Source organism: Candidatus Pantoea rara (assembly GCF_051136265.1).
GTDB lineage: Bacteria > Pseudomonadota > Gammaproteobacteria > Enterobacterales > Enterobacteriaceae > Pantoea > Pantoea rara.
Map to the genome: position 1 here is coordinate 1,600,260 of NZ_CP194942.1, position 15,616 is coordinate 1,615,875.

Below are 15,616 nucleotides of genomic sequence, written 5' to 3' on the forward strand. Positions count from 1 at the left end.
TAAATGCCCCCCACATTCACCGCTCTTTCACCCGCGCGTCACGGTTCTGTCATCTGATCCCTTCAGGCTAACACCATCCCGCAGCGTCTTATCACTGCGTTCCCACTCTGTAACCCGTGAGGATTTCATCGTGATGGAGTTATCCAGACATCCGACCACTGTCTATCAGGCTGTTGCCGCACAACTGGAGCAGGCGCTGAAAGAGCGCTACCGCTGTGGCGACTATCTTCCTTCTGAGCAACAGCTGGCCGATCACTATGAGGTGAATCGCCACACCCTGCGCCGGGCTGTAGACGAACTGGTGCACAAAGGGCTGCTGCAGCGCCGTCACGGCGTCGGCATCCTGGTGCTGATGCGCCCTTATGACTATCCGCTGCATGCGCAGGCGCGCTTCAGTCAGAACCTGATGGAACAGGGCAGTCACCCGACCAGCGAACGGCTGCTGGCGGTATTACGTCCGGCCAGCAATGACGTCGCCAGTGCGCTGGGCGTCAAAGAGGGCGACAGCGTCATTCATCTGCGCACCCTGCGCCGCGCCAACGGCGTGCCGCTCTGCCTGATCAACCATTTTCTCGCCGACCTCAGCTGGTGGCCCCAGCTTCAGCAATTTAACAGCGGATCGCTGCACGACTTCTTAGTGGAGCACACCGGCAAACAGCTGGTGCGCACCCAAACCCGCATCAGCACCCGTCGGGCGCAGGCCAAAGAGTGCCGACAGCTCGACATCGCCCTGCACGCGCCGCTGCTCTGCGTGCGGACGCTCAACAAAACCCGTGATGGCGCGGTGGCGGAATACTCCGTCAGCCTGACGCGCGGCGACATGATCGAACTGACTCTGGAGCACTAATGGAACAGCAAACGGATCGCCAGCGCTGGCTGTCGGTGCTGGCACACAGCAGCGCCGCGTTACTTGAAGCGCACTGGCAGGCGCTTAACCTCCAGCCAGCCTTCACGCTGGTCCGTCCGGCAGAGATCGGGCTGACGCGGTTACAGGCGCGGATGGGGGCCACGGGCAAACGCTTTGTGATGGGCGACGCCACGGTAACACGCGCGGTGGTGCAGCTGGACGACGGCACGCTGGGTTACAGCTATCTGCTGGGGCGCGACAAAGCCCACGCTGAACGCTGCGCCCTGCTGGACGCGCTGTTACAGCAGCCGGAAACCCGGCAGTTGCTGGAAGAGAAGATTATTACCCCGCTGGCGGCGTGGCGCGATGAGCAGCGACAGCTGCGCGCCCGCGAAATCGTCAGCAGCAAAGTGGATTTCTTTACGCTGGTTCGCGGAGATAACTGATGACTTTACTGGCAAGTTTTAACCATCCGGTCGCGGATGCACAGCGCGCGTTTCGCCGCATTCTGAAAGCGATGAGTGAGCCGGGCGTGATGGTCTCGCTGCCGCTGCAGCAGGGCTGGGGCGCACTGTCACCGGCGGCCACAGCGTTGCTGCTGACGCTGGTCGATCAGGAAAGCCCGGTCTGGCTGGATGCGCAAATCGACAATGAACAGCTGCGTAATAATCTGCGCTTTCATACCGGCGCGCCCATCACCACGCAGCAGGACGCACCATTTGCCCTGAGCCATGCGGCGGCGCAGCCCGATCCGACGCAGTTCGCGGCGGGTGACAATATGTCGCCGGAAAAAAGCACCACGCTGATCATCGAAGTGCCGTCACTGAATGGCGGCCTGACTCTGCGCCTCTCCGGCCCTGGCCTGCGTGAGACACGCGCCATTGCGCCACAGCTGCCGGAGAGCGTACTGGAATATCTGCGTACCCGTCCGCATCCCTTCCCGCAGGGCGTGGATCTGATCTTCACCTGTGGCGAAGCGATCATGGCCGTGCCGCGCACCACCGTTGTGGAGGTGTGCTGATGTATGTCGCGGTGAAAGGGGGCGAAAAGGCCATCTTTAATGCCCACCAGTTGCAGGCCGATCTGCGACGCGGCGATCGGGCGATAGCCGAACTCAGCTGCGATCAGGTGGCGCAACAGCTGGGGCTGGCGGTGGATCGGGTGATGACCGAAGGCGGGATATACGATCCGGAACTGGCGGCGCTGGCGATTAAGCAGGCCAGTGGCGATTTGGTCGAGGCGATCTTTCTGCTGCGTGCCTATCGCACCACGCTGCCACGCCTGGCGGAGAGCACACCGCTGGCGACCGGTTCGATGCGCATCGAACGCCGTATCTCGGCGGTCTATAAAGATCTGCCGGGCGGCCAGGTGCTGGGGCCAACCTATGACTACAGCCACCGTCTTCTCGACTTCACCCTGCTGGCCAATGGCGAAACACCTGCCGCGCCGCGTGACGATCGCTCGGTGCCTGACCAGTGCCCGCACATGTTCAGCATGATGAGTGAGGAAGGTCTGGCTACCGCCGAGAGGGATGACGGCAGCGAGCCGGTTGACATCACCCGCGAGCCAATAAGCTTTCCCGCTTCGCGCGCTGCACGGCTGCAACAGCTGGTGCGTGGCGACGAAGGCTTTCTGCTGGCACTCGGCTACTCAACCCAGCGCGGCTATAGCCGTACCCATCCGTTTGCTGGCGAGATCCGCACCGGCTATCTCAGCGTCAGCATCTGTCCCGAAGAGCTGGGTTTTGAGCTGGAGATCGGGGAACTGCTTGCCACTGAATGCGAAATGGTCAACGGCGTCGCCCACAGTGATGACGCCGCGCCGCAGTTTACCCGTGGCTACGGGCTGGTGTTTGGCCGTGCCGAACGCAAGGCGATGGCGATGGCGCTGGTGGATCGGGCGCTGCAAAGCCGCGAGCAGAATGAGCGCGTGACCAGCCCGGCACAGGATGAAGAGTTTGTGCTGTCGCACGCCGACAATGTCGAAGCGGCGGGCTTTGTCTCGCATCTCAAGCTGCCGCATTACGTCGATTTCCAGGCGGAGCTGGAACTGCTGAAACAGTTGCAGCACGATTATCAGGAGCGCAACCATGGCTGAACTCACCGGCTATAACAACGGCTATCTCGACGAGCAGACCAAACGCACCATCCGTCGCGCCATCCTGAAAGCGGTGGCGATCCCCGGCTATCAGGTGCCTTTCGCCGGACGCGAGATGCCGATGCCCTACGGCTGGGGAACCGGCGGCATCCAGATCACCGCCAGCGTGATTGGCGATCAGGATGTGCTGAAAGTGATCGATCAGGGCGCAGATGACACCACCAATGCGGTGTCGATCCGCCAGTTCTTCAAGCGGGTCAGCGGTGCAGCGACCACCGAACGCACCGCCGATGCCACGCTGATCCAGACCCGTCACCGTATCCCGGAAACGCCGCTGGAAGAAGATCAGATCCTGATTTTCCAGGTGCCGATCCCGGAGCCGCTGCGTTTTATCGAGCCGCGCGAAACCGAGACCCGCACCCTGCATGCGCTGGAGGAGTACGGCATCATGCAGGTGAAGCTGTATGAAGATATCGCCCGCTATGGCCATATCGCCACCACTTACGCCTATCCGGTCCGGGTTAACGATCGCTACGTGATGGATCCGTCGCCCATTCCCAAATTCGACAACCCGAAGATGCACATGATGCCCGCGCTGCAGCTGTTTGGGGCCGGGCGTGAAAAGCGCATCTACGCCTTACCGCCTTATACCCGCGTGGAGAGCCTCGACTTCGACGATCACCCCTTCACCGTACAGCAGTGGGATGAACCCTGCGCGCTGTGCGGATCGCGCCACAGCTACCTCGATGAGGTGGTGATGGACGACCAGGGAACGCGGATGTTTGTCTGCTCCGACACCGACTTTTGCCATCAGCAGCAGGAACAGCAACATGCACAGTGAACAGCCGCTGCTTGCGGTGAACCAGCTCACCCATCTTTATGCGCCGGGCAAAGGGTTTGAGCAGGTCAGTTTTGATCTCTGGTCTGGCGAAGTACTGGGGATTGTCGGCGAGTCCGGCTCCGGTAAAACCACGCTACTGCAGAGCCTGTCGGCCCGTCTGACGCCGCAGCAGGGCAGCATTCACTATCAGAACCGCGACCTCTATGAGATGAGTGAAAGCGACCGCCGTCAGCTGCTGCGCACCGACTGGGGCGTGGTGCATCAGCATCCGATGGACGGGCTGCGTGCGCAGGTCAGCGCGGGCGGTAACATTGGCGAACGGCTGATGGCGACCGGCCAGCGGAACTATGGCGAGATCCGCGCCGAGGCGAGCCGCTGGCTTCAGGCGGTGGAGATTGACGCCGGGCGCATTGACGATCTGCCGACCACCTTTTCCGGCGGGATGCAGCAGCGTCTGCAGATTGCCCGCAACCTGGTGACGCAGCCGCAGCTGATGTTTATGGATGAGCCGACCGGCGGGCTTGACGTCTCGGTGCAGGCGCGATTGCTGGATCTGCTGCGCACGCTGGTGCGCGAGCTGAATCTGGCGGTCGTGATTGTCACCCACGATCTCGGCGTGGCGCGACTGCTGGCGCATCGCCTGCTGGTGATGAAACAGGGGCGGGTGGTGGAGAGCGGTCTGACTGACCGTGTGCTGGACGATCCTCATCATCCCTACACTCAACTGCTGGTCTCTTCGGTGCTCAATTAAATGACGACTCTCACTCCGCGCCTGCGTGTCGAAAATCTGTGTAAAACCTTTGTGCTGCACAACCAGAATGGGGCGGCGCTGCCGGTGCTGCACAATGCCAGCCTGACGGTGGGCGAGGGCGAATGCGTGGTGCTGCACGGTCACTCCGGCAGCGGAAAATCCACGTTGCTGCGCGCGCTTTACGGTAACTATCAGCCTGACAGCGGTCATATCTGGGTTGCACATCAGGGCGAATGGATCGACATGGCGCAGGCTTCAGCGCGGCAGATTATCGCCCTGCGTCGCGACACGCTGGGCTGGGTCAGCCAGTTTCTGCGGGTGATCCCGCGCGTGCCGACGCTGGAGATTGTCATGCAGCCGCTGCTGGAGCGCGGCGTCGGGCGCGAATTCTGCGAAGCGCGGGCCGCCGACCTGCTGACCCGGCTGAATGTGCCGCAGCGTCTCTGGTCACTGGCCCCGTCTACGTTTTCTGGCGGTGAGCAGCAGCGCGTGAATATCGCCCGCGGCTTTATCGCCGACTATCCGGTGCTGCTGCTGGATGAACCCACCGCCTCGCTCGACAGCGTCAACAGCGAGGCGGTCGTGAGCTTAATTGAACAGGCGCGCGCCCGGGGTGCCGCCATCGTCGGTATTTTTCACGATCGGGCGGTACGCGAGCGGGTCGCCGACCGGCTGCACCTGATGCACCCGATCGACACAGGAGTGCAGGCATGATCATCAATAACGTCAGACTGGTGCTGGAAAACGAAGTGGTCAGCGGATCGCTGGAGTTTCGCGATGAGCGCATCAGCAGCTTCAGCGAAACCACCAGCCAGCAGCCCGGTGCACTGGACGGCGAAGGGGCCTGGCTGCTGCCGGGGCTGGTGGAGCTGCACACCGATAACCTCGACAAGTTTTTCACGCCACGACCGAAAGTGGACTGGCCCGCACACTCCGCGATGAGCAGCCACGATGCACTGATGGTCTCCAGCGGCATTACCACCGTGCTGGACGCGATAGGCGTTGGTGATGTGCGCGACGGCGGGCACCGGCTGGATAACCTCAGCAAAATGATCGACGCCATCCGCGACAGCAACCGTAAGGGGCTGAACCGGGCCGAGCATCTGTTGCATCTGCGTTGTGAACTGCCGCATCCCACCACCGCGCCGCTGTTTGAAGCACTGATGGGCACGCCGGAGCTGGCGCTGGTGTCGCTGATGGATCATTCACCCGGCCAGCGTCAGTATGCGTCGCTGACCAAATATCGCGAATATTATCAGGGCAAATATCAGCTCAACAACGCGGAGATGGATCAGTTCGAGCATGACCAGCTCACCCTGGCGGCAGCGTGGTCGCAGCCTAATCGTCAGGCGATTGCCGGACTGTGCCGGGAACATGGCATTGCCATTGCCAGCCACGATGACGCCACGGCGGCGCACGTGGAAGAATCCCATGCGGCAGGCAGCCGCATCGCGGAGTTTCCGACCACGCTGGAAGCCGCGCGTGCCTCACGCTATCGCAACATGCAGGTGCTGATGGGCGCGCCTAACATTGTGCGCGGCGGCTCGCACTCCGGCAACGTTGCCGCCTGGGAGCTGGCATCACACGGCCTGCTGAATATTCTGTCGTCCGATTACTACCCGGCCAGCCTGCTGGATGCGGCGTTCCGGCTGGCAGATGACGAGCGCAACAGCCTCGGCATGGCGCAGGCTATCGCACTGGTGACCTGTAACCCGGCCCGCGCATTAGGATTGGAGGATCGCGGCGTCATCGCCGAAGGCTGCCGCGCCGACCTGGTGCTGGCACACACCGCACATGGCTATCCACACGTGCGGCACGTCTGGAGCAAAGGCCGGCAGGTGTACTGATGGCGCGGCTGATCTGGCTCACCGGCCCCTCCGGCTCAGGCAAGGATAGCCTGCTGGATGCGCTGCGGGCGTCACCGCCACCACGACTGCTGATCGCCCATCGCTACATCACCCGCGCCGCCGATGCGGGCGGTGAAAACCATGTGGCGCTGACCGAGGCAGAGTTTGCCCGTCGCGCCGCACTCGGTCTGTTTGCGGTGAGCTGGGAGGCGCACGGCTTCCGCTATGGCATTGGCTGTGAGACGCAGCAATGGCTGCTGCGCGGACAGAATGTCGTGGTGAACGGTTCGCGGCTGCATCTGGCGCAGGCGCAGGGCCGCTTTGGCTCAAAGCTGCTGCCGGTCTGTCTGCAGGTGTCGCCCGACGTGCTGGCGGCGCGGCTGCGCCAGCGCGGACGGGAGGATGAGGCGGAAATCGCCCGTCGGCTGGCACGCGCCGCCCAGCCGCAGCCCGATGGTTGTCTGATCCTCAATAACGACGGCGCGCTGGCGGAGACCGTCTGCCAGCTACGCCAGATACTGGAGGCGCATCAATGAAACTCACTTTTCTGGGCACCGGCGGGGTCACTGCGGCACCGCTGCCGGGCTGCGACTGTCGCGCCTGTCAGCGGGCGCAGCGCAACAGCGCCCATGTGCGGGCGCCCTGCAGCGCGCTGATTGAGTTTGGCCACGAACGCATCCTGCTGGATGCCGGTCTGCCGCTGCTGGCATCACGCTTTCCGCCCGGCTCGCTGACCCGCATTCTGCTGACCCACTATCACATGGATCATGTGCAGGGCCTGTTTGCGCTGCGCTGGGGAGTGGGCGCACCAATTCCGGTCTGGGGACCGCCCGATCCACGTGGCTGTGACGATCTCTATAAGCATCCCGGCCTGCTCGATTTCCGCCCCGCCTTAACCCCCTTTGTGGCGCACGCCTTTGGTGAGCTGGACGTTACGCCGCTGCCGCTGCAGCACTCGAAGCTGACGCACGGCTATCTGTTTGACTGGCACGGCACCCGGCTCGCCTGGCTGTGTGATACCTGCGGGCTGCCGCCCGACACCGCTGACTTCCTGCGCGGCCAGCCGCTGGATCAACTGGTGATTGACTGCAACGATCCGCCGCGTGCCGAGCCGCGTAATCACAATGATCTGACCCAGGCGCTGGCGATAGCAGAGAGGCTCCAGCCGCGTCAGACATGGCTGACCCACCTCAGTCATGAGATGGATAACTGGTTAGCCGAAAACCCCTTGCCGGAGGGCGTGCTGCCTGCCCGTGACGGCCAGACACTGCTGTGCGGCGCGCACTGGCCTGTCACGGTTTGATCATCTCGCTGTCATCTCGTGTTCATCGCGTCACGCCTTAATAACCGGCAGAACGCAATCAGCGATGACGGAGAACACCATGGCACAGGCACTTCTGAAAACGGTGGTCGATAACGATCTGCCACCGGCCAGCCTCAGCGGACAAAAAGTGTTGTCGGTGCAGAAACTGAGCAAAGCTTACGGCGACACGCAGGTGCTGGATCAGGTCAGTTTTGACCTGCACGCCGGTGAGCTGGTGGCGGTGATTGGCCGCTCTGGCGCAGGTAAATCGACCCTGCTGCACATGCTCAACGGCACGATTAACGCCACGTCCGGCGCGATTATCAGTCTGCATCAGGGCGAAGCGGATCGTAACGTGGTCACGCTCAACAGCCGCCAGCTGCGCGAATGGCGCAGCCAGTGCGGCATGATCTTTCAGGACTTCTGTCTGGTGCCGCGCCTTGATGTGCTGACCAACGTGCTGCTGGGCCGTCTGAGCCAGACCAGCACGCTGAAGTCCTTCTTCAAAATTTTCTCTGACCATGACCGGGCGCACGCCATCGAACTGCTGCAGTGGATGAACATGCTGCCGCAGGCGCTGCAGCGGGCGGAAAACCTCTCTGGCGGACAGATGCAGCGCGTGGCGATCTGCCGTGCCCTGATGCAGAACCCCAAAATCCTGCTGGCCGATGAGCCGGTGGCATCGCTGGACCCTAAAAATACCAAACGCATCATGGATGTGCTGCGTCAGGTCAGCGAGCAGGGCATCAGCGTCATGGTCAATCTGCATTCGATTGAGCTGGTGAAAAGCTACTGCACCCGGGTGATTGGTATTCAGCGCGGCGTGGTGCTGTTTGACGGACATCCTTCCCGACTCACCGACAGCCTGCTGCACCAGCTGTACGGTGATGAACTTAACCAAATCCATTAACGTCCACAGCAAGAGAATAATTCTGAATGAAACTGACTTCTTTAGCACTTCTGACCAGTGTCATGGCGTTTGGTGTCAGCGCAGCGGATGCGCCGAAACAGCTTAATCTGGGGATTCTGGGCGGGCAGAACGCCACCCAGCAGATTGGCGATAATCAGTGTGTGAAAACCTTCTTTGATAAAGAGCTGGGTGTGGATACCCAGATGCGCAACGCCTCAGACTACTCCGGCGTGATTCAGGGCCTGCTGGGCGGGAAGATCGATATGGTGCTGAGCATGTCACCGGCCTCGTTTGCGTCGGTCTACATTCAGGACCCGAAAGCGGTGGATGTGGTCGGCATTGTGGTGGATGACAAAGATCAGTCACGTGGCTATCACTCTGTCGTGATCGTCAAAGCGGACAGCCCGTACAAAAAGCTGGAAGACCTGAAAGGCAAATCATTCGGTATGGCCGATCCCGACTCGACGTCCGGCTTCCTGATGCCGAACCAGGCGTTTAAGAAGATGTTCGGCGGCTCGGTGGATGACAAATATAACAATACCTTCTCCAGCGTCACCTTCTCTGGCGGCCATGAGCAGGACATTCTGGGCGTGCTGAACAACCAGTTTGATGGTGCCGTCACCTGGACCTCACTGGTCGGTGACTACAACAGCGGCTATACCTCTGGCGCATTTGGCCGTCTGATCCGCATGGACCATCCGGACCTGATGAAGCAGATCCGCATCATCTGGCAGTCCCCGCTGATCCCGAACGGCCCGGTGCTGGTCAGCAATAAGCTGCCCGCTGACTTCAAAGCGAAAGTGGTGTCGGCGATTAAAAAGCTGGATAAGGAAGATCACGCCTGCTTCGTGAAAGCGGTGGGCGGTGAGCAGCACATCGGTCATGCGACGGTCGCCGATTATCAGAACATCATTGATATGAAGCGCGACCTGATGAAAGGCAGCCGCGGCTAAGGCTGGCGACGCCCTGACTTTCCCCGCCCAGGCGGGGAGAGCGGGACGCGGCAACCCCGCCTGCGTCCCGCTGCTTTAGCGCCGGAGATCCCCTTTGACCGAATTCGAACACTATTACCAACGCATCCGCCGCCAGCAGAAACGTGACACGCTGCTCTGGTCACTGCTGCTGGTGGCACTCTATCTGGCGGCCGGCAGGGTAGCAGAGTTTAATCTGCTTACCGTCTGGCAGTCGCTGCCGCACTTCTTCGACTATCTGCATGAAATCCTGCCGGTGCTGCATCTGCCGCTGCTGTTTGCCGACGGCAAGACCGAAGGCTCGCTGGCCTACTGGGGCTACCGCCTGCCGATTCAGCTGCCGTTGATCTGGGAAACCTTGCAACTGGCGCTGGCCTCAACGCTGGTCGCGGTGGCCCTGGCCGCGGTGCTGGCCTTTTTCGCTGCCGACAATACCCTGACGCCGGTCAGCGTGCGGATGACGATTCGCGCCTTTGTCGCCTTTCTGCGCACCATGCCGGAACTGGCGTGGGCGGTAATGTTTGTGATGGCGTTTGGCATCGGGGCGATTCCCGGTTTTCTGGCGCTGGCACTGCACACCGTGGGCAGCCTGACCAAGTTGTTTTACGAGGCGATTGAGTCGGCATCAGATAAGCCAGTGCGCGGCCTGGCCGCCTGCGGCGCCAGCAAGCTGCAGCGGATGCGCTTCGCCTTCTGGCCACAGGTTAAGCCGGTTTTTCTCTCCTACAGCTTTATGCGCCTGGAGATTAACTTCCGCTCCTCAACCATCCTCGGACTGGTCGGCGCAGGTGGCATCGGCCAGGAGCTGATGACCAATATCAAACTGGACCGCTACGATCAGGTCAGTATCACACTGCTGCTGATCCTGATTGTGGTGTCGCTGCTGGATACGCTATCCGGCCAGCTTCGTCGCCGTGTGACAGGAGACCGGACATGATCAGCGCCGCACCCGATATCGCGCTAATGAAGCAGCAGCATCGTGAACTGTTTGCCGCGCAGCCGCGCTATCTGCGCCGCATTGGGCTGATGGCGCTGGCGGTGCTGCTCTATTACCTCTACTTCTTCTCGGTATTTGGCCTGGAAGGGTCGCGCCTGCTGATGGGCTGCCAGCAACTGGGGCGCTATTTCCTGCGGATGTTTGTCTGGCATGACTTCCTGAACTGGCCGTTTGGCTACTATTTCTCGCAGGTCGGGATCACCCTTGGGATTGTGTTTGCCGGAACGCTGACCGCCTCACTGCTGGCGCTGCCGCTGTCGTTTCTGGCGGCGCGCAATGTGATGCACGATCGCGCCACGAAACCACTGGCGTTTATGATGCGCCGCGTGTTCGATGTGTTACGTGGTATCGACATGGCGATCTGGGGGCTGATATTCGTGCGTGCGGTAGGCATGGGGCCGCTGGCCGGGGTGCTGGCGATTATCCTGCAGGATGTCGGCCTGCTCGGCAAACTCTACGCCGAAGGACACGAAGCGGTAGAGCGATCTCCGGGGCGCGGGCTGGGCGCCGTGGGTGCCAACAGTTTGCAGAAACACCGCTTCGGCATCTTTACGCAGTCATTCCCGCAGTTCCTGGCGCTGAGCCTTTACCAGATCGAGTCCAACACCCGCTCGGCAGCGGTGCTGGGCTTTGTCGGCGCGGGTGGCGTCGGTCTGGTCTACGCCGAAAACATGCGCCTGTGGAACTGGGATGTCGTGATGTTCCTGACGCTGATTCTGGTGGTGGTGGTGATGGTCATGGATGTCCTCTCCAGCCGCCTGCGTAAGCGCTACATCAGTGGGAAGCCGGTGCCGTTGTGGCAGCCTGCTGCGCGCGATTAAGCCGTTCGCTGCGCTGCCAGGCGCGCTGTAGCGCCTGCACCAGTTGTGCCTGCTGCCAGGGTTTCGCCAGCCGTTCGCACAGCGGCAGCGTCACCGGCTGGTGGCGCAGATCCTGACCGCTGATGAGCAGCGTCGCCAGCTGCGGCCAGTTCTGCTGCGCCTGGCGGATCACCTCCGCGCCGTTGATGTCGCCGGGCAACATCAGGTCGCTGATCAGCAGGTCGATATCCGGTGTCTGGCGCAGCAGCGCCAGTGCCGCTTCACCGTCGCCGCACTCCAGCGTCAGATAACCCAGCTGATGCAGATGTTCACAAAGCGTCTGGCGCACCGCCGGTTCATCATCCAGCACCAGTATCAGCCGGTTACTTGCCGCATCAATGTTCGCTTCAACAGGCGCTTCAACGGGCGGTGGCGGAGCGATGACTGTGGCGGCTTCCGCTGCGCGTGGCAACAGCAGTCGCACCGTAGTGCCCTGACCTGGCGCGGTTTCCAGTTCGATCTGCCCGCCTGACTGACGCACAAAGCCGTAAACCATCGACAGGCCCAGTCCGCTGCCACTGCCGGTCGCTTTGGTGGTGAAGAAAGGCTCGAATACCTGCTCGCGCACCCCGGCGACCATGCCGCAGCCATGGTCAATCACCTCAATTGTGACCCGGTCACGTTTTTCATCGCCCTCAAGACGACGCTGATTCCAGATGCGCAGCCGGATTTCGCCGCTTTGCTGATGCATTGCATCTCGGGCATTCACCACCAGATTCATCAGCGCGTTCTCCAGCTGGCTGGCATCGATCCAGGCGGGCCAGCCGGGACGCTGCGCATCAATAATCAGCTGCTGTCCCGGCAGCAGCGAATGCTGCAGCAGTCCCTGCAGGTTATCTACCAGCGTCACCACCGACACCGCGCGCGGAAAGAGCGCCTGTTTGCGTGAGAAGGCCAGCAGCCGCTGGGTCAGCTGGGCAGCGCGATCGGCCGCCTGCCGCGCCCGCTCAATCCGCGTGGCGAGCGGGCCGGGCATCAGCTGGCCCTCGGTCAGCGCCAGACTGCCGATAATCACCGCCAGCAGATTGTTGAAGTCATGCGCCAGTCCGCCGGTCAGCTGACCGACCGCCTTCATCTTCTGGCTGTGCTGCAGCGCCTCCTCCAGCGTTTTACGTGAGGTCCTGTCCAGCACGGTATTGACCATGCCGCGTCGCGGAATCGGACTGAAGCGCAGCTCCAGCGTGCGGCCATCAGCCAGCCGGATCTCCTGCGGCTCGCCGGGATCGTGCAGATCGACCGCCAGCGGGGCCAGCAGTTGCTGATAATGGACGCCGCGATGGACCTCACGCGGCGCAAGGCCGAGCAGTTCCGCATACTGCGCATTCCACACCACCAACTGACCGTTGTGGTCAAACAGGGCAAAGCCGTCGCGCATCGCCAGGAAGGTGGACTCCAGTTGATTGCTCTTCTCTTTCAGCAGCCGTGAAGTGTGGGCCAGCGAGGCGGTATTACGGGCAAAGACGTTAAAGGCTCGCGCCAGTTCGCCCAGCTCGTCGCGCCGTTGCAGCCCCGGCACGCTGACATTCTGCTCACCCTGCGCCAGCCGCGTCATCGCGCCGGCAATCGCCGTCAGGCTCGATCCGAGATTGCGGTAGATGTAGATCCCGGCATAGCCGGTAATCGCCAGCGCCAGCAGCGCAAACAGCGCGATAAAGCCGATGATGGAGTCGAGTTCGTGGTGGGTGGCCTGGGTGCGCGCCTCGCTCTGCAGCGCCACCTGCTGCACCGACGCATTGATATCGTCGTTCAGCATCGCCACCAGCGCTTTAACCCGGTAGGTGGCGTAGGCGATTGCCAGGTCGCTCTGCTCCAGCGCCTCCGCCAGCGGCAACAGACGCTGCTGGGTGGCCAGCAGTCGCTGCACGTTCTCGCCGGTGACGCCGGTCAGCGGCACAGTGCGCCACTGCGTCATCACCTGCTGAAGCTGCTCAATGACGGCGATGGGCGAGGGCGTGCGGATGGCGATGGTGATTAGCCGTTCGGTCTGCTCGCGCAAAGCAGCATCCGGCTGCGTCCGCTGTTCCCGCTGCACCAGCTGGTCGATATGGCTGAGCAGGATCTGCGCCTGCCACAGGTCACTCAGCATGTTGTTGCGCTGCAGATGTCGCTGATGACTGTTCAGCAGCAGGCTGTTAATCGTCTGTTCCAGCATCAGGCTGCGGGCGCGGATCCGGGCGATGCGTTCCGGCTGACGGGCTGCCAGCGGCGCGCTGGCCAGCAGGCTCAGCGACTGTTGCAACGCCTGCTGATTCTGTTGCAGCCGCTGGGATTCGCTTTGATATTCCAGCGCCCCGACCACCTGCGATAGCCGTACAGCCGCCGTCGCCACATTGGCGGTATCACGCGCCAGCGCCAGGCTGCCGTTCATATCCGCCAGCGTCTGCGCCTGTGCCTGCTCCTGAATCGCCCCGGCATGACGAAAGCCAACGATCGCCACCACGCTCACCATCAGCGTGACCGACACCACCAGCAGATTGAACATCAACAGGCGTCCACGCGCCCCGGCCTGCCACGGATAACTGCGCTGCATCCCACGACCTCTTAATCACTGCAACGATGCGCCGAGTATAGGAGCGCGATGTCAGGCGTTTATGACAAATATGAATGGCCGCTGACATTTTCCATTTATCTGGCGTTGCTTTACTGGCGGCTATCCACAGTCCGCAGGAGCGAGGCGATGACAGCCACACCGATACTGGAAATGCGGGGAATTACCCGACGCTTCGGCAATTTTTATGCCCTGAAGGGCGTTGATCTCACGGTGTATCCCGGTGAGGTTCACGCGCTGATGGGAGAGAACGGCGCGGGTAAAAGCACACTGATGAAGATTCTGGCCGGTGCCTATACCGCCAGCAGCGGGGAAATTCTCATTGAAGGCAAGCCCTACGCCCTCAAAGGGCCGAAAGAAGCGCTGGCCGCCGGGATCACCCTGATTTATCAGGAGATCAACCTGGCACCTAACCTGACGGTGGCGGAGAACATATTTCTGGGCAGCGAAATTGCACCCGGCGGGCTGGTGAAGCGGCGACAGATGGCTGAAGAGGCGCAGCGGGTGATTGACCGGCTCGGCGCGCAGTTCAGCGCATGGGATCTCGTCAGCCGCCTGAGCATTGCCGAGCAGCAACAAGTGGAGATCGCCCGCGCATTGCAACGTAACAGCCGCATTCTGGTGATGGATGAGCCGACTGCTGCGCTCTCCAACCGTGAAACCGAACAGCTCTTTGCGCTGATAAAACGGCTGCGCAGCGAGGGTATGGCGATTATCTACATCAGCCACCGCATGGCGGAGGTCTATGAGCTGTCGGATCGCGTCAGCGTGCTGCGTGACGGAGAGTATGTGGGCAGCCTGACGCGCGACCAGCTCAACGCCAGTGAACTGGTGCGGATGATGGTTGGACGGCCGCTCAGCGATCTGTTTAACAAAGACCGCGCGATTCCTTTAGGTGATATCCGGCTGGCGGTGAATCACCTGACCGATGGCGGCAAAGTGCATCCCAGCAGTCTGGAGGTGCGTGCCGGAGAGATTGTTGGCCTGGCCGGTCTGGTGGGCGCCGGTCGCAGCGAACTGGCGCAGCTGATCTTCGGGGTACACAAGCCGAAAGAGGGCGAAATCTGGATCGATGGCGAAAAAGTCACCATTCATTCGCCGCGCGATGCGATTGCGCGTGGTATCGGCTTCCTCACCGAGAACCGCAAGGAGCAGGGGCTGTTTCTGGAGATGGCCGCGCAGGAGAACATTGTCATGGCGACGCTGGAGCGCGATGCCAGCATGGGGCTGCTTAACCGCCGCAAAGGGCAAACCATCGCCAGTGAGGCGATCGCCTCACTCAATATTCGTGTCCCGCATGCTCAGGTGCGTGCGGGCGGCCTGTCAGGCGGTAACCAGCAGAAGTTGCTGATCTCGCGCTGGGTGGCAATTGGCCCGCGCATCCTGATCCTCGATGAGCCGACGCGCGGTGTCGACGTCGGGGCGAAAAGCGAGATCTACCGCATCATGCAGGAGATGGCGCGACAGGGCGTGGCGATCTTAATGATCTCCAGCGAACTGCCGGAAGTGGTCGGCATGAGCGACCGCGTTTACGTGATGCACGAAGGCACCATCGTCGGTGAGCTGGAGGGCAGCCACATCAGTCAGGAAAATATTATGACGCTGGCAACCGGTGCGCACAGCGCGTCAACAGGCGAAATCTAA

At 61.7% G+C, this 15,616-nt stretch carries 16 protein-coding genes; 15 read left to right on the forward strand and 1 reads right to left on the reverse strand.

Translation table 11 applies throughout. The annotated features are described in order from the left end of the window. The first annotated feature begins 133 nt into the window (after window positions 1–133). From phnF to phnE (ACR8BF_RS07540), 14 genes are all read left to right on the forward strand, one after another. Window positions 134–847 (forward strand): phosphonate metabolism transcriptional regulator PhnF, encoded by a 714-nt coding sequence (phnF, locus tag ACR8BF_RS07475; RefSeq protein WP_179897028.1) that lies wholly within the window; start codon window positions 134–136, stop codon window positions 845–847. Next, entirely contained in the window at window positions 847–1,293 is a 447-nt protein-coding gene (gene phnG, locus ACR8BF_RS07480; RefSeq protein ID WP_314984294.1) for a phosphonate C-P lyase system protein PhnG, read from the forward strand. The genes phnF and phnG overlap by 1 nt, the downstream gene beginning before the upstream one ends. Continuing rightward, a complete protein-coding gene (gene phnH, locus ACR8BF_RS07485) occupies window positions 1,293–1,868 on the forward strand; it encodes a phosphonate C-P lyase system protein PhnH (RefSeq protein ID WP_090959849.1) in 576 nt (191 codons plus the stop codon). The genes phnG and phnH overlap by 1 nt, the downstream gene beginning before the upstream one ends. Beyond that, entirely contained in the window at window positions 1,868–2,944 is a 1,077-nt protein-coding gene (locus ACR8BF_RS07490; RefSeq protein ID WP_434745810.1) for a carbon-phosphorus lyase complex subunit PhnI, read from the forward strand. The genes phnH and ACR8BF_RS07490 overlap by 1 nt, the downstream gene beginning before the upstream one ends. Then, window positions 2,937–3,785: an alpha-D-ribose 1-methylphosphonate 5-phosphate C-P-lyase PhnJ gene (locus ACR8BF_RS07495; RefSeq protein WP_179895416.1), complete on the forward strand. Its 849-nt coding sequence runs from the start codon at window positions 2,937–2,939 to the stop codon at window positions 3,783–3,785. The genes ACR8BF_RS07490 and ACR8BF_RS07495 overlap by 8 nt, the downstream gene beginning before the upstream one ends. Beyond that, the gene (gene phnK, locus ACR8BF_RS07500) at window positions 3,775–4,536 is read left to right on the forward strand and encodes a phosphonate C-P lyase system protein PhnK (RefSeq protein WP_434745811.1); all 762 of its coding nucleotides are present in this window, start codon (window positions 3,775–3,777) and stop codon (window positions 4,534–4,536) included. Before ACR8BF_RS07495 ends, phnK begins: the two co-directional genes overlap by 11 nt. Continuing rightward, the gene (phnL, locus tag ACR8BF_RS07505; protein WP_434745812.1) at window positions 4,537–5,250 is read left to right on the forward strand and encodes a phosphonate C-P lyase system protein PhnL; all 714 of its coding nucleotides are present in this window, start codon (window positions 4,537–4,539) and stop codon (window positions 5,248–5,250) included. Beyond that, window positions 5,247–6,383 (forward strand): alpha-D-ribose 1-methylphosphonate 5-triphosphate diphosphatase, encoded by a 1,137-nt coding sequence (phnM, locus tag ACR8BF_RS07510; protein ID WP_434745813.1) that lies wholly within the window; start codon window positions 5,247–5,249, stop codon window positions 6,381–6,383. Before phnL ends, phnM begins: the two co-directional genes overlap by 4 nt. Then, on the forward strand, window positions 6,383–6,919 hold the full coding sequence (phnN, locus tag ACR8BF_RS07515) for a ribose 1,5-bisphosphokinase (protein ID WP_434745814.1): 537 nt from the start codon (window positions 6,383–6,385) through the stop codon (window positions 6,917–6,919). Before phnM ends, phnN begins: the two co-directional genes overlap by 1 nt. Beyond that, entirely contained in the window at window positions 6,916–7,686 is a 771-nt protein-coding gene (gene phnP, locus ACR8BF_RS07520; protein WP_434745815.1) for a phosphonate metabolism protein PhnP, read from the forward strand. Before phnN ends, phnP begins: the two co-directional genes overlap by 4 nt. 79 nt (window positions 7,687–7,765) lie before the next feature. Further along, on the forward strand, window positions 7,766–8,596 hold the full coding sequence (phnC, locus tag ACR8BF_RS07525; RefSeq protein ID WP_434745816.1) for a phosphonate ABC transporter ATP-binding protein: 831 nt from the start codon (window positions 7,766–7,768) through the stop codon (window positions 8,594–8,596). A gap of 26 nt (window positions 8,597–8,622) precedes the next feature. Then, on the forward strand, window positions 8,623–9,549 hold the full coding sequence (phnD, locus tag ACR8BF_RS07530; RefSeq protein ID WP_179895421.1) for a phosphonate ABC transporter substrate-binding protein: 927 nt from the start codon (window positions 8,623–8,625) through the stop codon (window positions 9,547–9,549). Between the two features lie 94 nt (window positions 9,550–9,643). Further along, entirely contained in the window at window positions 9,644–10,504 is an 861-nt protein-coding gene (gene phnE / locus ACR8BF_RS07535; protein ID WP_313700224.1) for a phosphonate ABC transporter, permease protein PhnE, read from the forward strand. Continuing rightward, entirely contained in the window at window positions 10,501–11,385 is an 885-nt protein-coding gene (gene phnE, locus ACR8BF_RS07540; protein ID WP_179895423.1) for a phosphonate ABC transporter, permease protein PhnE, read from the forward strand. The genes phnE (ACR8BF_RS07535) and phnE (ACR8BF_RS07540) overlap by 4 nt, the downstream gene beginning before the upstream one ends. Here the strand turns inward: phnE (ACR8BF_RS07540) and ACR8BF_RS07545 are convergent. Next, window positions 11,339–13,954, reverse strand: coding sequence for an ATP-binding protein (locus ACR8BF_RS07545; RefSeq protein WP_434745817.1), 2,616 nt, complete (start codon window positions 13,952–13,954; stop codon window positions 11,339–11,341). The two genes, phnE (ACR8BF_RS07540) and ACR8BF_RS07545, sit on opposite strands and share 47 nt — an antisense overlap. 147 nt (window positions 13,955–14,101) lie before the next feature. On the opposite strand from ACR8BF_RS07545, the gene ACR8BF_RS07550 reads away from it, so the two are divergent. Beyond that, a complete protein-coding gene (locus tag ACR8BF_RS07550) occupies window positions 14,102–15,616 on the forward strand; it encodes a sugar ABC transporter ATP-binding protein (RefSeq protein ID WP_179895425.1) in 1,515 nt (504 codons plus the stop codon).

Excerpts from the sequence above, each read along its gene's own strand:
- phnK (WP_434745811.1), top strand. The coding sequence starts at position 3,775 with ATGCACAGTGAACAGCCGCTGCTTGCGGTGAACCAGCTCACCCATCTT.
- phnD (WP_179895421.1), top strand. The coding sequence starts at position 8,623 with ATGAAACTGACTTCTTTAGCACTTCTGACCAGTGTCATGGCGTTTGGT.
- phnF (WP_179897028.1), top strand. The coding sequence starts at position 134 with ATGGAGTTATCCAGACATCCGACCACTGTCTATCAGGCTGTTGCCGCA.
- phnP (WP_434745815.1), top strand. The coding sequence starts at position 6,916 with ATGAAACTCACTTTTCTGGGCACCGGCGGGGTCACTGCGGCACCGCTG.
- phnE (WP_179895423.1), top strand. The coding sequence starts at position 10,501 with ATGATCAGCGCCGCACCCGATATCGCGCTAATGAAGCAGCAGCATCGT.
- ACR8BF_RS07495 (WP_179895416.1), top strand. The coding sequence starts at position 2,937 with ATGGCTGAACTCACCGGCTATAACAACGGCTATCTCGACGAGCAGACC.
- phnC (WP_434745816.1), top strand. The coding sequence starts at position 7,766 with ATGGCACAGGCACTTCTGAAAACGGTGGTCGATAACGATCTGCCACCG.
- ACR8BF_RS07490 (WP_434745810.1), top strand. The coding sequence starts at position 1,868 with ATGTATGTCGCGGTGAAAGGGGGCGAAAAGGCCATCTTTAATGCCCAC.
- phnL (WP_434745812.1), top strand. The coding sequence starts at position 4,537 with ATGACGACTCTCACTCCGCGCCTGCGTGTCGAAAATCTGTGTAAAACC.
- phnG (WP_314984294.1), top strand. The coding sequence starts at position 847 with ATGGAACAGCAAACGGATCGCCAGCGCTGGCTGTCGGTGCTGGCACAC.
- phnM (WP_434745813.1), top strand. The coding sequence starts at position 5,247 with ATGATCATCAATAACGTCAGACTGGTGCTGGAAAACGAAGTGGTCAGC.
- phnN (WP_434745814.1), top strand. The coding sequence starts at position 6,383 with ATGGCGCGGCTGATCTGGCTCACCGGCCCCTCCGGCTCAGGCAAGGAT.
- phnH (WP_090959849.1), top strand. The coding sequence starts at position 1,293 with ATGACTTTACTGGCAAGTTTTAACCATCCGGTCGCGGATGCACAGCGC.
- ACR8BF_RS07545 (WP_434745817.1), bottom strand. The coding sequence starts at position 13,954 with ATGCAGCGCAGTTATCCGTGGCAGGCCGGGGCGCGTGGACGCCTGTTG.
- ACR8BF_RS07550 (WP_179895425.1), top strand. The coding sequence starts at position 14,102 with ATGACAGCCACACCGATACTGGAAATGCGGGGAATTACCCGACGCTTC.